This is a genomic window from Phaeobacter sp. CC-HEC084, assembly GCF_059429255.1.
Window position 1 is genome coordinate 396437 of record NZ_JCAIJQ010000002.1, and the last position, 14159, is coordinate 410595.

Annotated in this window: 9 protein-coding genes; 3 read left to right on the forward strand and 6 right to left on the reverse strand. The window is 62.2% G+C overall.

All coding sequences use genetic code 11. From position 1 onward, the window contains the following. Position 1: 1 nt before the first annotated feature. The 5 genes from AC5SSZ_RS02285 to xdhA are packed head-to-tail and all read right to left on the reverse strand — an operon-like array spanning position 2 to position 7245. The gene (locus AC5SSZ_RS02285) at positions 2-1084 is read right to left on the reverse strand and encodes an ABC transporter permease (protein ID WP_065271092.1); all 1083 of its coding nucleotides are present in this window, start codon (positions 1082-1084) and stop codon (positions 2-4) included. A 39-nt stretch (positions 1085-1123) separates the two neighbouring features. Beyond that, complete coding sequence (locus tag AC5SSZ_RS02290; RefSeq protein ID WP_065271091.1) at positions 1124-2641, reverse strand: ABC transporter ATP-binding protein; 1518 nt, start codon at positions 2639-2641, stop codon at positions 1124-1126. After that, the gene (xdhC, locus tag AC5SSZ_RS02295; protein ID WP_274837481.1) at positions 2638-3600 is read right to left on the reverse strand and encodes a xanthine dehydrogenase accessory protein XdhC; all 963 of its coding nucleotides are present in this window, start codon (positions 3598-3600) and stop codon (positions 2638-2640) included. The genes AC5SSZ_RS02290 and xdhC overlap by 4 nt, the downstream gene beginning before the upstream one ends. Further along, positions 3590-5887 (reverse strand): xanthine dehydrogenase molybdopterin binding subunit, encoded by a 2298-nt coding sequence (gene xdhB, locus AC5SSZ_RS02300; protein ID WP_495436650.1) that lies wholly within the window; start codon positions 5885-5887, stop codon positions 3590-3592. Before xdhB ends, xdhC begins: the two co-directional genes overlap by 11 nt. After that, entirely contained in the window at positions 5884-7245 is a 1362-nt protein-coding gene (gene xdhA / locus AC5SSZ_RS02305; RefSeq protein ID WP_495436652.1) for a xanthine dehydrogenase small subunit, read from the reverse strand. The genes xdhB and xdhA overlap by 4 nt, the downstream gene beginning before the upstream one ends. 393 nt (positions 7246-7638) lie before the next feature. Here xdhA and dnaE point away from each other — a divergent pair, with 393 nt between their 5' ends. Together dnaE and AC5SSZ_RS02315 are read left to right on the forward strand one after the other, a co-directional pair. Beyond that, positions 7639-11151: a DNA polymerase III subunit alpha gene (gene dnaE / locus AC5SSZ_RS02310; RefSeq protein WP_274832291.1), complete on the forward strand. Its 3513-nt coding sequence runs from the start codon at positions 7639-7641 to the stop codon at positions 11149-11151. A 142-nt stretch (positions 11152-11293) separates the two neighbouring features. Then, positions 11294-12892, forward strand: a complete 1599-nt coding sequence (locus AC5SSZ_RS02315; protein ID WP_274830837.1) for a putative bifunctional diguanylate cyclase/phosphodiesterase — start codon at positions 11294-11296, stop codon at positions 12890-12892. A 95-nt stretch (positions 12893-12987) separates the two neighbouring features. Here the strand turns inward: AC5SSZ_RS02315 and AC5SSZ_RS02320 are convergent, their stop codons facing one another. Continuing rightward, a complete protein-coding gene (locus AC5SSZ_RS02320; protein ID WP_065271085.1) occupies positions 12988-13182 on the reverse strand; it encodes a SlyX family protein in 195 nt (64 codons plus the stop codon). A gap of 133 nt (positions 13183-13315) precedes the next feature. On the opposite strand from AC5SSZ_RS02320, the gene AC5SSZ_RS02325 reads away from it, so the two are divergent. Beyond that, a complete protein-coding gene (locus tag AC5SSZ_RS02325) occupies positions 13316-14119 on the forward strand; it encodes a crotonase/enoyl-CoA hydratase family protein (protein WP_495436655.1) in 804 nt (267 codons plus the stop codon). Positions 14120-14159: the final 40 nt, after the last annotated feature.

Sequence of the window (14159 nt, forward strand, 5' to 3'; positions counted from 1 at the left end):
CTTACGCCACCTCCGGCTTGCCGATTGCGATACGGAAATTGGTGAGCAGGTCGAATGCCAGAAGGAAGAACAAAAGCATCCCCTGGAAGACCTGGATCGCCGCCGAGGGCAGACCCATGTTCGATTGCGCGATATCGCCGCCAATATACGTCAGCGCCATCAGCCCTCCTGCCAGCAGGATCCCGACGGGATGCAGGCGACCAAGAAAGGCCACGATAATGGCAGTGAACCCATAGCCCACGTTGAAATCGATCGAGACCTGGCCCGACGGGCCGGAGACCTCGAACAGGCCCGCAAGGCCGGCCAGCATGCCGGAGGTGCCAAGGCAGAACAGCACCAGCCGCGCCGGGTTCACGCCGGCAAAACGCGCGGCGCGCGGCGCTTCGCCGGTCAGGCGGATCTGATAGCCCAGCATGTGCCGGTTCAGCAGGACATAGGCAAAGATCACCGCGATCAGCGCGGCAACCACACCCCAGTGCATGCCGGAGCCTGCGATCAGATCGGCGTTATGAGCGCTTTCATATTGTTGCAGGTTGCGGCTGCCGGGAAAGCCAAAGCCTTCGGGGTTTTTCAGCAATCCCAGCGACATGGAGGCGAGGAACTGTTCGGCCACATAGACCAGCATCAGCGATACGAGGATTTCATTGGTGCCGAAGCGAACCTTCAGAAAGGCCGGAATCATCGCCCAGATCCAGCCGCCAAAGGCCCCTGCGAGGACCATGAGCGGGAAGATGTACCAGGCTTCATGGGGATAAAAGGCCAGCCCCATCCCGGCGCCGAACAGCGCGCCCATGATGTACTGCCCTTCGGCGCCGATGTTCCAAATCCCGGCGCGAAAGCCCAAGGACAGCCCGATGGCGATCAGCACCAGCGGCGCGCCTTTGATCAGCAACTGCGGGCGGTAGTAGAAGGCAAACTCGCCAAACAGCGGTTCCCAGAAGATGGTGCGGATCGCCTCGACCGGGTCCTTGCCCAGGATTGCGAACAACAGCCCGCCCGCGATCATCGTTGCGAGCACCGCCACCAGCGGCGTGGCCATCGACCAGGCGCGCGACGGCTGTGGCCGTTTCTCAAGCCGGATCATGCGTCGGCTCCTTCATTGATAGTCAAATACTGGCGGAGATCAGACATGCGCCACCTCCATGCCGTGGGCGCCGCCCATCATCAGGCCGATTTCATCCACTGTCAGCCCCGCAGCCGGGCGCGGGGCGCTCAGGCGGCCTTCGTTGAGAGCGGCGAAACTGTCGGAAATCTCCATCAACTCGTCCAGATCCTGACTGATGCAGATGACGGCGGTGCCACCTGCGGCCAGATCCAGCAGCGATTGTCGGATCGCGGCGGCGGCAGAGGCATCGACGCCCCATGTGGGCTGGTTCACCACCAGCACCTCGGGGCGTTGCAGCACCTCGCGGCCGATGACGAATTTCTGCAGGTTGCCCCCGGACAGGGAGCGCGCCGCGTTTTCCGGTCCCGGCGTGCGCACGTCGAATTCGGAAATCACGCGTTTGGCAAACGCCTTGGCGGCGGGCCAATTGAGGAACCCACGGCTGACCAGACCTTCGCGTACGGCGGCGGTCAGCATGGCATTTTCCGTGAGGCTCATGTCCGGCGCCGCCGCATGGCCAAGGCGTTCTTCGGGGGCCGACAGCAGCCCAAGGCGGCGCCGCGCAACCGGACCCAGCTTGCCGATGGGCTTCCCGTGAAGTTTTACAGCATCCGGAACCGACAGGGTCTCGCCCGACAGAACTGCAAGGAGTTCATCCTGCCCGTTGCCGGCCACACCGCCGATGCCAAGGATCTCCCCCTTGCGCACGCTCAGGTGGACATTTTTCAGCGCGGTGCCAAAGGCCGAAGGTGCGGGAACCGACAAGCCGCTGATGTCCATCGCCACGTCGCCGAGGTCACGGCCAGCGCGTTCCGGGGTCTTGAGTGCGGTACCCACCATCATCTCGGCCATATCGCGGGCCGAGGTTTCGGATGGGGTGCATTCGCCGACATTCTTGCCCAGCCGCAGGATCGTGGCGTGATCGCACAGGGTGCGGATCTCTTCCAGCTTGTGACTGATATAAAGGATCGAGGTGCCTTCGCTGCGCAGTTTCTGCAGGGTCTCGAACAGGATCTCGACCTCCTGAGGGGTCAGCACCGAGGTTGGCTCGTCCATAATCAGCAGTTTCGGGTCCTGCAGCAGGCAGCGGATGATCTCGACCCGCTGGCGTTCCCCGGCAGAGAGATCGCCCACGGTGCGGAATGGATCGAGCGGCAGACCATAGGTTTCAGAGACTTCGCGGATGCGGCTGGCCAGATCGCGCAGCGGCGGCGGGTTTTCCATGCCAAGGGCGATGTTTTCCGCCACGTTCAACGCATCGAACAGGGAAAAATGCTGGAATACCATGGCGATGCCATCGGCGCGGGCGGCGCGAGGCTCGGCCGGGGCAAAGGGCGCTCCGCGCAGCAGCATCTGGCCGCTGTCCGGCTTCACCAGCCCGTAGATCATTTTCACAAGGGTGGATTTGCCGGCGCCGTTTTCACCCAGAAGGGCGTGGACCTCGCCTTCGCCGATGTCGAAGGACACCTGATCGTTGGCAACGACGCCCGGGTAGGCCTTGGTCAGGCCCTGGAGGCTCAGAAGGGGTACAGTCACGCGTGCCGGTCCTTTCTTAGTTCCTGTTCTGCGCTGCCTCTTGCATCCAGCGCCAGCAGCTGCGCCGTCACACCGACCGCGATTGCCTGCGGGTGCTTGCCCAGGGCCGGATCCCCAATTGGGCAGGTGATCCGGTCGATCCGCGCGGGGGCGTGGCCTAGGGCAGCAAGCCGGGAACGGAAGCGCGCCCATTTGGTCGCGGAGCCGATCAGCCCGGCAAAGGCAAAGTCATGTTTCAGCAGGGCGTGGCATAGCGCCAGATCCAGCTCATGGGAATAGGTCAGAACCAGATGTCGGGCAGTTGACGGCGCGTGAGCCACCAAAAGCGACGGATTTTCAGCCCATACGGGGGTTATGGTGTCCGAAATATGCTCAGGAAACCGGTTTCGGGCGGTGTCGACCCAGGTGATGTCGTGATCGGGCAGGGGCGCCAGAACATCGACCAGCGCGCGCCCGACATGGCCCGCGCCCCAGATCCACAGCGGGTGCTCTGGCTGGTGCCTGGCTTCGATCATCCAGCCATCGATCAACTGTGGGGCCGGGCGCTGGCCCTGATTGCGCTGCCGGGTCAGCAGACGCCGCACCGTGAGCGGCATCGGGCTGTCCTGTCCCGCAGGACGCGCGATCACCTCGGTGTCGAGGCGTTCTAGGTCATCCGCCTGATAGACTTCGCTCAGCAGCGTTACCGATCCGCCGCAGCACTGGCCCAGATCGGGGCCAAGCGCGTGGGTGCTGAGAACCGATGCCCGGTCCTGCACGACGGCCTTTTGCGCTGCTTCATATTCAAGCGCTCCGCCGCCGATGGTGCCGGACTGGGCAAAACCGTCCTCTGTGCGCCAGACCAGCATGGCGGCGCCCACTTCGCGCGGGGAGGAGCCGCGGATGGCGGCGATCAATACGCGGGTGACACGACCGTGTGCTGTTACTGCGGCCTTGAGCCCGTCCAGATCAACCCCCATCACTGGTCCTCCGCGCCGCGCGCCAGATCTCTTCGGCGGTGGCCGGTGCATCAAGGGCAGGATAGGTCGCGCCAAAGGCGGACACCGCATCCGACAGCGCCAGCCAGGCCGAGATCCCTAGCATGAAGGGCGGCTCGCCCACCGCCTTGGACCGGTAGATGGTGTCCTCGCGGTTCTTTCCGTCATAAAGCGCCACGTTGAAGACGTCCGGACGGTCAGAGCAGGCCGGGATCTTGTAGGTTGAGGGCGCATGGGTACGCAAAGCGCCCTTGTCGTCCCAGACCAGTTCCTCGGTGGTGAGCCATCCGGCGCCCTGCACATAGCCGCCTTCGACCTGGCCAATGTCCAGCGCCGGGTTCAGCGAGGCGCCCGCATCATGCAGGATGTCGGTGCGCAGGATGCGGTTTTCGCCAGTGAGCCGGTCAACGACCACCTCGGTCAGGGCGGCGCCATAGGCAAAGTAGAAGAAGGGGCGCCCCTGTCCCTTGATCCGGTCCCATTCCAGTTTTGGCGTCTTGTAGAAACCCGTCGATGACAGGCTGATCCGCCCTTCGTAGCAAAGTTTTGCTGCGGCATCGAAGCTGAGCTCTATCGCATCGCCAATCCGAACCACGCCATCTGCAAAGACCACATCCGCAGGCGCTGCCTGATGCAGGTTAGCCAGATGTTCGGCCATACGGGCACGGATGGTGTCGCAGGCGGCCTTGACCGCCATCCCGTTGAGGTCAGACCCGGAAGAGGCCGCCGTGGCGGAGGTATTGGGCACCTTGGCGGTGTCGGTGGCGGTGATCTTCACCTTCTCCAGTGGGATGCCAAACCGGCTGGCGGCCACCTGCGCGACCTTCTGGAACAATCCCTGTCCCATCTCGGTGCCGCCGTGGTTCAGGTGGACCGAGCCATCCTGATAGACATGAACCAGTGCCCCAGCCTGGTTGAGGTGGGTCAGGGTGAAGGAAATGCCGAATTTGACCGGAGAGAAGGCAAGCCCCCGTTTGAGGTGTGTCTGCCCCTGGTTCCAGGCAGCGATTTCTGCCTTGCGGGCGGCATAATCCGCGCTCTCCAGCAATTGCGCGGTCATCTCGTGCAATTCGAAATCGCTGACCTCCATGCCATAGGGGGTCGTGTTGTCGCCCGTGGCGGTGCCGGGAGCGGCGTAGTAGTTGCGTTGCCGCAATTCGACCGGGTCCAGCTTCAGATCATGGGCGATATGATCCATCACCCGTTCGATCCCGACCATGCCCTGAGGGCCGCCAAAGCCGCGATAGGCGGTGGCGCTTTGCCGGTTGGTCTTGAGACGATGACTTTCGATGCGGATCGCGGGGATCGCATAGGCGTTGTCAGCGTGCAGCATGGCGCGGTCAGCCACCGGCAGCGACAGATCCTGCGCCCAGCCGCAATCCACCAGATGGGTGAACTCCACCCCCAATAGGCGGCCGTCCGTGTCAAACCCCGCCCGGTAGGAAATGCGGAAGGCGTGACGTTTGCCGGTGATGACCATGTCGTCATCGCGGTCATAACGCATCTTGCACGGGCGCCCGGTGTGGCGCGCGGCCACGGCGCAGGCGACAGCCAGCGCGTTGCCCTGGCTTTCCTTGCCGCCAAATCCGCCACCCATGCGCCGGGTCTCCACCCGCACCGCATGCATTGGCAGGCCGATGGCCTCGGCCACCTTGTGCTGGATCTCGGTCGGGTGCTGGGTCGATGAATTGACCAGCATGCCGCCATCCTCTTGTGGCTGGGCCAGCGCGGCCTGGCCTTCCAGATAGAAATGTTCCTGCCCGCCAAGGTCAAAGCTGCCTTCGACCATGCGCGGGGCGGCGGCGATGGCTGCGGCGGCATCGCCCTTTTGATAGATGCGCGGGCCTTCCTCGAAACGGCTGTCGGCGGCCAATGCGGCCTCCAGCGTTAGCAGGGGTGTTTCCTCGGCGTAGTCGATGACGGCTTTGCGGGCGGCGATGCGCGCGGCCCGGTGGCTGGTTGCCACCACCAAAAACACCGGCTGGCCGACATAGTTGACCGCGCCGGATGTCAGCAACGGCTCATCATGGTTCGATGGGGAGACATCATTGTCAAAGGGCAGATCACCGGCGCTCAGCACCGCGACCACGCCGGAGCTTTGGCGGGCGGGCTCCAGATCCATCTTGGTGATGCGCCCCTTGGCGATGGGCGACAAGCCGAAGGCCAGATGTAGGGTGCCGCGCGGCGTCGGGGTGTCGTCCACATAGCGGGCGGCGCCGGTCACATGCAGGCGGGCGGCGTCGTGGGGCAGGGGTTTTGCAACGCTCATTGGCCCACCTCCAGCACGCTGACGGTTTCGCCCGCGAGATCCGCGAAACAGCGTTGCAGCATGTTGCGGGCGCAGTCGAGACGGTATTCATCCGAGGCGCGCATGTCCCGCATCGGGGTGAAGTCCTTGTCGAATTCCGCTTGGGCAAGGGCAATGGTTGCCGGTGTCCAGGGCTGCCCGATAAGAGCGGCCTCAACATTGGACGCGCGCTTGGGAATGCCTGCCATGCCGCCAAAGGCGATGCGCGCCGCGCGCACGATGCCATCTTCGACCGTGACATTGAAAGCGCCGAGCACGGCCGAGATGTCCTGGTCAAAGCGTTTGGAGAGCTTATAAACGCGCAGGGTATCGGGCTGACGCGGGAAAGAAACCGCCTCGACGAATTCGCCCGGCTGACGGTCCTGTTTGCCGTATTCAAGGAAGAAGTCTTCAAGCGGCAGATCGCGCCGGGTGTCGCCCTTGCGAAGATGCAGCGTGGCGCCAAGCGCGATGAGCGCGGGCGGGTTGTCCCCGATGGGGGAGCCATTGGCGATATTGCCGCCGACCGTGGCGGCTGCACGCACCTGCTGCGAGGCATAGCGGCGGATCATCTCGGCATAAGAGGGATGCAGGGGCGCAATGGCAGCCCGCATCCGGTTCATGTCGACCATGGCGCCGATGCGGACTGTCTCGTCGCTGATCTCGATCTGTTTCAGATCGGCGCAGCGGTCGAGGAAAATCATCTGTTCCAGATCGCGCAGGCCCTTGGTCACCCAGAGACCGACATCCGTCGCTCCGGCCACCAGCGTTGCCTCGGGGTAAGCGGCGAAGAGCGCGGCGAGATCGTCGGATGAGATCGGCATGTTATCAAGGGGTGTGGCCGCAGGCGGGGCCTCGGACGCAATCCAGTCCGGCACTGGCTGATCGGCCGCAGCCTTGGCCGCGCGAATGATGGGGGCATAGCCGGTGCAGCGGCACAGGTTCCCGGCCAATTGGTCGTCGAAATCGCTGGTGCCGTTCTTGTGGGCAGTGACCATCGACATGACGAAGCCGGGGGTGCAGAACCCGCACTGGCTGCCGTGATGCGCGATCATCGCGTCCTGAACCGGGTGCAGGCTGCCGTCCGGCCCGGCAGCGCCTTCGACGGTACGCACCGATTTGCCATTCAGCTGCGGCAGGAACAGAATGCAGGCATTCAGCGGCTTTGCGCCCTGTGCATCGGTGACCATGACCGTGCAGGCGCCGCAGTCGCCCTCGTTACATCCTTCCTTGGTGCCGGTCAGGCCGCGCTCTTCGCGCAGCCAATCGAGCAGCGTCGCCGACGAATTCGCATCGCTCAGCGTTACCTCCTCACCGTTCAGATGAAAGGTGATTGTCATCTTGTGAAACCCGTCGCCTTACCCTGTTTTCCCGTACTGCCGACCCTTCGATGCGACGTAGAAGAGCCAGCGGGATATATGCATGCTTGTTAAGCATAGCCTAGAAAGCCCAAGCGGATTCTGGCAAGAAAAAGCGACACTCCGGGCGGCAAAAGCTTTTGGCCGTGAAATCGTCCGGCCGAATGATTTCCATTTGTTATTAGTACGGTAGCGGGAATTTTGGTGCGCTGGCTTGCCGCGCCTGTTGAAAACACTTTCAAAAAGAGGCGAAGAATACAGCCCATTATTCAGGCGAAAAGACAGAATCTGCGGTGACAGGCGGCAGCGCGTAAACTGCCGGGCGCGGCACGAATGCGCTTTTCTCCTGCGCGTGGGATCGGATAGCTTGCAGCCATGACCAACGCTCCCCGATTCATTCACCTGCGCACCCACACCGAATACTCGTTGCTGGAGGGGGCGCTGCGGCTGAAGAAGCTGCCGGATCTGTGCAAGGCAAATGATATGCCTGCCATCGCGGTGACGGATACCAACGCGATGTTTTCCGCGTTGGAATTCTCGGTCACCCTGTCCGGCGCCGGGATCCAGCCCATCATCGGCTGTCAGGTGGATCTGACTTTCGAGAAGACCGAACCGGGAGAGCGCCCCAAGGCGCCGGCCCCCATCGTTTTGCTGGCCCAGAACGAGGAGGGATACGAGCATCTGATGAAGCTGTCCTCCTGTCTTTACGTGGACAAGGGTGGGCAGCTGCCGCAGGTCACGCTGGAGGATCTGGAGGTCAATTCGGCGGGTCTGATCTGTCTGTCCGGCGGGCCGGACGGGCCGGTGGGACAGCTTTTGCAGCAGGGACAGCGCCCGGCGGCCGAAGCGCTGATGCAGCGGTTGAAGGCGATCTACCCGGATCGGCTGTATGTAGAATTGCAGCGCCATCCGGGCGAGGACGGGCAGCCCGATGCGGAAAAGCTGACCGAACGCGGCCATGTGGAAATGGCCTATGCGATGGAACTGCCGCTGGTCGCCACCAATGACGTCTATTTCCCCAAGACCGAGATGTATGAGGCGCATGATGCCATGATCTGCATCGCGGAAGGCGCCTATGTGGACCAGTCCGAGCCGCGCCGCCGCCTGACCGCACAGCATTATTTCAAAAGCCAGCAGGAGATGGTGACGCTGTTTGCCGATCTGCCCGAGGCGGTCGAGAACACGGTGGAAATCGCCAAACGTTGCGCTTTCATGGCCTATCGGCGCGACCCGATCCTACCGAAATTTGCCGATGACGAGGTGCAGGAACTCAGGCGACAAGCGAACGAGGGCCTGCAGAACCGGCTTGCGGTGATCCCGCATGCGGTTAGCGTCGAGGAATACCAGAAACGGCTCGATTTCGAGTTGGACATCATCGAGGGTATGGGTTTCCCCGGTTACTTCCTGATCGTTGCGGACTTCATCAAATGGTCCAAGGACAACAATATCCCTGTCGGGCCTGGCCGTGGCTCGGGTGCGGGCTCGTTGGTGGCCTATGCGCTGACCATCACCGACCTTGACCCGTTGCGCTATAGCTTGCTGTTCGAACGCTTCCTCAACCCGGAACGGGTGTCGATGCCCGACTTCGACATCGACTTTTGTATGGACCGGCGTGAAGAGACGATCCGCTACGTGCAGCAAAAATATGGCCGCGACAAAGTAGGCCAGATCATCACCTTCGGTGCATTGCTATCCAAGGCGGCGGTGCGCGATATCGGACGCGTCTTGCAGATGCCCTATGGTCAGGTGGACCGCCTGTCAAAGATGATCCCGGTGGAAGGGGTGAAACCTGTCTCCATCGAAAAGGCCTTGCAGGACGAACCTCGCTTGAAGGAAGAAGCCCGCAATGAGCCTGTGGTGGACCGGCTTCTGACATACGGTCAACAGGTCGAAGGTCTGCTCAGGAATGCCTCGACCCACGCGGCGGGGGTGGTGATTGGCGACCGGCCATTGGATGCGCTGGTGCCGCTTTATCAGGATCCGCGGTCGGACATGCCCGCGACCCAGTTCAACATGAAATGGGTGGAACAGGCCGGTCTGGTGAAGTTCGACTTTCTGGGCCTGAAGACGCTGACCGTAATTCAAAACGCGGTGGATCTTATCAACCAGTCCGGGCGCGATCTGCACATCGCAGCCGATGGCACCCAGCTTTATGAGCCGCCCGAAGGCGCGGTGAACGAGATCAACGCCATCCCGCTGGATGACGAGGCCTCTTACAAGCTTTATTCCTCGGCCAAGACGGTTGCCGTGTTCCAGGTGGAATCCACCGGCATGATGGATGCGCTGAAGCGCATGAAGCCGAACTGTATCGAGGATATCGTTGCGCTGGTGGCGCTGTATCGTCCTGGTCCGATGGAGAATATTCCAACCTATTGCGAGGTGAAGAACGGCCAGCGCAAGATCACCTCGGTCCACCCGCTGATCGACCATATCCTTGAGGAAACCCAAGGCATCATCGTCTATCAGGAACAGGTGATGCAGATCGCCCAGGTCATGGCGGGCTATTCGCTTGGCGGCGCGGACCTCTTGCGCCGCGCGATGGGTAAGAAGATCAAGGAGGCGATGGACGCCGAACGCCCGAAATTCGAAAAGGGCGCCGCGGAAAATGGCGTCGACAAGAAGAAAGCCTCGGAGGTTTTCGACCTTCTGGAGAAATTCGCCAACTACGGCTTCAACAAATCCCACGCGGCGGCCTATGCGGTGGTGTCCTACCAGACGGCCTGGTTAAAGGCGAACCACCCGGTGGAGTTCATGGCCGGGGTCATGAACTGCGATATTCACCTGACGGACAAGCTGGCGATCTATTTCGAAGAGGTTCGAAAGGGGCTGAGCCTGCCCTACGTGCCGCCCTGCGTGAACCGGTCAGAGGCGACGTTCAACGTGGTGAACGGCGAACTGGTCTATGCGCTAGGTGCGCTCAAGAACGTCGGCGTCGATGTCATGCGGCTGGTGACAGCGGCGCGGCGCGAGGATGGCACGGAACGGCCCTTTGTCAGTATTTTCGACTTTGCCCGCCGGGTGAATCTGAAGAAGGTCGGCAAGCGCCCGCTGGAAATGCTGGTGCGGGCCGGAGCCTTTGACCAGCTCGACAGCAACCGCCGCCGCCTGTTCGAAAGCCTTGAGGGGCTGGTCAATTATTCTGCCGCGATCCACGAACAGAAGAATTCCAACCAGGTTTCGCTATTCGGCGAGGCGGGGGATGACCTGCCGGAACCACGCCTTGCTGGTACCCCGGACTGGCTGCCTGCCGAACGTCTGGGCGAGGAGTTCAAGGCGATCGGTTTCTACCTGTCCGGTCACCCGCTGGACGACTATATGCCCGCCCTGAAACGCAAGGACGTGATGACCCTGGATGAGGTCACCGCCAAGGCCGAGCGCGGCCCCTTCATGGCCAAGATGGCCGGGGTTGTCGCCGGGCGGCAGGAGCGCAAATCGGCGCGCGGCAACCGGTTTGCCTTTGCCCAGCTCAGCGATACCAGCGGCGCCTATGAGGTGACCCTGTTCTCCGAAGTTCTGGAAAAGTCGCGGGAGTTCCTTGAGACCGGTGCCAAGGTGGTGATCACCGCCGAGGCGACCATGGAAAGCGATCAGCTGAAACTGTTGGTGCGCTCGGTCGGGCCAGTGGATGCGGCCATTGCCGATGCAGGGAAAAGCTCGCTCAGGGTCTATGTCAGCGATGCCAGCGCTATCGGCACCGTGGCCCGCGTGCTGGAGGATGCAAAATCCGCCGCCCGCAACGCCAGCCGGGGCGAGGTGCTAATGTATCTGCAGGATCCCGGCCTTCCCGGGGATGTGGAAATGGATCTGGGGCAGATCTTTCCGATCAACCCGCAGATCAAGGGCGCGCTGAAGTCGCTGGAAGGTGTTTTGGATGTCGAGGAAATCTAACCCCAGACCCGGCGGGAAACCACCGCGCCGGGATGTGGGGAGGGAACCGTTAAAGCTTTAGATAAACGTTTTCTTCTTGCTGAACGTGTTTTTAGGATAACTGGCATAGTCAAAGGGAAACCTTTTGCACTAGGGCTGCTTCGTGTCATCGTTTTTCGCCAGATTGAAAGACTACTGGGTCTACCTGCTGATCTGTGCAGGGACGATGGTAACCTTTGTGATCAGCGTTGAAATCGATGCATTCGATACCTTCTACGAGTACAGTCGCGCGCATGAGGACTGGGAGCTGGACGAGATCGCCATTCTGGTGCTCAATCTGGCCTTCGGGTCGTTTGTTGCGCTGATCGTAAGGTCCCGCCAGTTGGCCCGCGTTGCAGGGGAACGGGACCGGGCCGAGAAAGAGGCGCAGCAGTTCGCGTGGCATGATCCCCTGACGGGCCTGCCGAACCGGCGTGCGTTCGTCGATCACCTGGCTACACTCGACAGCGCAGACGGGGCATCGGGCGGGGTTGTGCTGATGCTGGATCTTGATCGGTTCAAGGCGGTCAATGACATCCACGGACATGCCTATGGCGATCTGGTCCTGATGGAGTGTGCAGCGCGGCTGAGGGCAGAACTCACTGCGGATGATCTTGTTGCGCGTCTGGGCGGAGATGAATTTGCAATCGCGCTGGATCCAGAGACCACCGCGACGCGCGCTGAAAGCGTCGCCCGACGTTTGCTGACTGCGATTTCACAGCCGATTCTGGTGGATGGTATCCGGCTGTCCGTCGGCACCAGTGTCGGACTGGCCTTGCTGACACCCCGGCATAAGGCGTCAGACGCCCTGCAATACGCAGATCAGGCGCTCTATTCGGCCAAGAAAGGCGGCCGTGGGCAATTTGCCTGGTTCGACGCAGAGTTGGAACAGGAGGCGCGGGAGCGGCGCGCATTGGAGCTGGATCTGAAAGAGGCCGTAGCGAATGACGAAATCGCGCCCTTCTTTCAGCCCGTCTTTGACATTGCCACCGACAGGCTGCGCGGCTTTGAGGTGCTTGCGCGCTGGACCCACGCCACCCGCGGCGTGGTGCCGCCCGATCTGTTCATTGAAATCGCCGAGGATGTCGGGCTGATTGCCCCGCTGGGCTGGAGCGTCCTGCGCCAGGCCTGCCTTGTGGCGCGCAGCTGGGATCCGCGGGTGCGGCTGGCGGTGAATGTATCGCCGACCCAGTTCCGCGACGGTCATCTGGTCGAGCGGATGAAAGAGGTGTTCGAGGAAACGGGCTTTGATCCCCGCCGGTTGGAAATCGAACTGACGGAAACCGCAATCATGTCGGATTTTGCCATGGCACAATCCACCCTAAGACAGCTGCATGCACTGGGCGTTACAGTGGCGCTGGATGATTTCGGGGCGGGTTTTTCGTCGCTGTCCAACCTGCGGCAATTGCCGTTCGACAGTATCAAGATCGATGGCAGCTTCATTTCCGACATCAAGGATCGGCCCGAAAACCAGCGAATCGTATCGGGGATCCTGGCCCTGGCGCATGGGCTGGATCTGGAGGTGACGGCGGAAGGAGTGGAAACCGATGCGGATTTCGACTTCTTGCAGTCGGTGAAATGCGAAATGGGGCAAGGGTATCATTTCGCCCGCCCCATGTCGGGGGAAGACGTGGCTTGGATGCTGGAAACAAAGTGGTCATCGCTGCGGCGCATGCGCTCCAGTTCTGATCCGGAGCAGGACCGGTTCTCCAAGGCAGGCTAGCGCCGCGTGCCTGAAACGCCGCAGCGGCGGGGCGGAAACGGGTGACCGTGGCCGGGGAAGGGGCTTTCCAGCCTTGCCTGCAATCCTATAGCAGCTCAGTAATGCGGCGGCCGTTCATCTCCGAAAATCACCCCGCCGGTGCCTTCCTGAGACCGGGTTGCCTCGCGCTCGAACAGCATCTGAACCCGGTGGGTCAGGCGGTCCAGTTCGGTTTGCTGACGGGCAATCACATCGCTCAGCTCGTCAACGGTGCGGGTAAGATGCGCGATCTGTTCTTCCAGGTGCTGCATGATGTGTCTCCTTGGCTGCGCAACGTCATACGCGTGCCGGGCTTGCCGGTCCATGGGGGAAACGCCAACCTGCTACTGCGGTGGGCCGACGGGAGACGGCCGACAGGCACAGGATCGACAGTGAGGACAGGTCATGACAGTCAGTAGCGAAATACGGGATGGGGTCACCACCATCTCCATCTGCCGCCCCGAGGTGCGCAACGCGGTGGATCCGGATACGGCTCGCGCGCTGTTCGAGGCCTTTCTGGCGTTTGACGCAGATCCCGATGCCCGTGTTGCGGTGCTGACGGGGCAGGGCGGTTATTTCTGTGCGGGCTTTGACCTGAAATCCGCAGGATCGGGCGCTGCCGATGCCTGGATTGCCGGGCTGGATATACCTGAAGGCTGGTCTGATCCGATGGCCGATCCGCTGCCCGGACCGATGGGACCCTCGCGGCTAATGCTGCGCAAACCGGTGATCGCTGCCATCGAAGGACCTGCCGTCGCCGGGGGGCTGGAACTGGCCGCATGGTGCGATCTGCGCGTGATGGGTGAAGACGCGACCGCAGGCGTATTCTGCCGTCGCTGGGGGGTGCCGCTGATTGATGGGGGCACGGTGCGCCTGCCGCGCATTCTGGGGCAGGGGCGCGCCAATGATCTGATCCTGACCGGACGCCCGGTGCAGGCATCGGAAGCCCTGTCGATGGGGCTGGCAAGTCGGGTCTGCGCCCCAGGGGCTGCGTTGGAGGAGGCTCAGGCGCTGGCCGCCGATCTGGTGCGCTATCCGCAGGCCTGCATGCTGGCCGATCACCTCTCCGCCCGTATGGCACCGGGGGAACTGGCGGCAGCGCTGAAACGCGAATGGCAATCGCGCGCAAGCTTCGTGGCCGAAGGGCGCGATGGCGCGGCGCGCTTTGCCGCAGGCAAGGGACGTGGCGGGGATTTTGCCAATATCTGACAGGCTGTCGCACCTAAACGCAGCTGAGGCGCAAAGGCCG

What these genes read in the sequence shown, in the direction of transcription:
- AC5SSZ_RS02320 (WP_065271085.1), bottom strand. Translation starts at nt 13,182, where the DNA reads ATGCAGCACCTGGAAGAACAGATCGCGCATCTTACCCGCACCGTTGAC.
- xdhB (WP_495436650.1), bottom strand. Translation starts at nt 5,887, where the DNA reads ATGAGCGTTGCAAAACCCCTGCCCCACGACGCCGCCCGCCTGCATGTG.
- xdhC (WP_274837481.1), bottom strand. Translation starts at nt 3,600, where the DNA reads ATGGGGGTTGATCTGGACGGGCTCAAGGCCGCAGTAACAGCACACGGT.
- xdhA (WP_495436652.1), bottom strand. Translation starts at nt 7,245, where the DNA reads ATGACAATCACCTTTCATCTGAACGGTGAGGAGGTAACGCTGAGCGAT.
- AC5SSZ_RS02285 (WP_065271092.1), bottom strand. Translation starts at nt 1,084, where the DNA reads ATGATCCGGCTTGAGAAACGGCCACAGCCGTCGCGCGCCTGGTCGATG.
- dnaE (WP_274832291.1), top strand. Translation starts at nt 7,639, where the DNA reads ATGACCAACGCTCCCCGATTCATTCACCTGCGCACCCACACCGAATAC.
- AC5SSZ_RS02325 (WP_495436655.1), top strand. Translation starts at nt 13,316, where the DNA reads ATGACAGTCAGTAGCGAAATACGGGATGGGGTCACCACCATCTCCATC.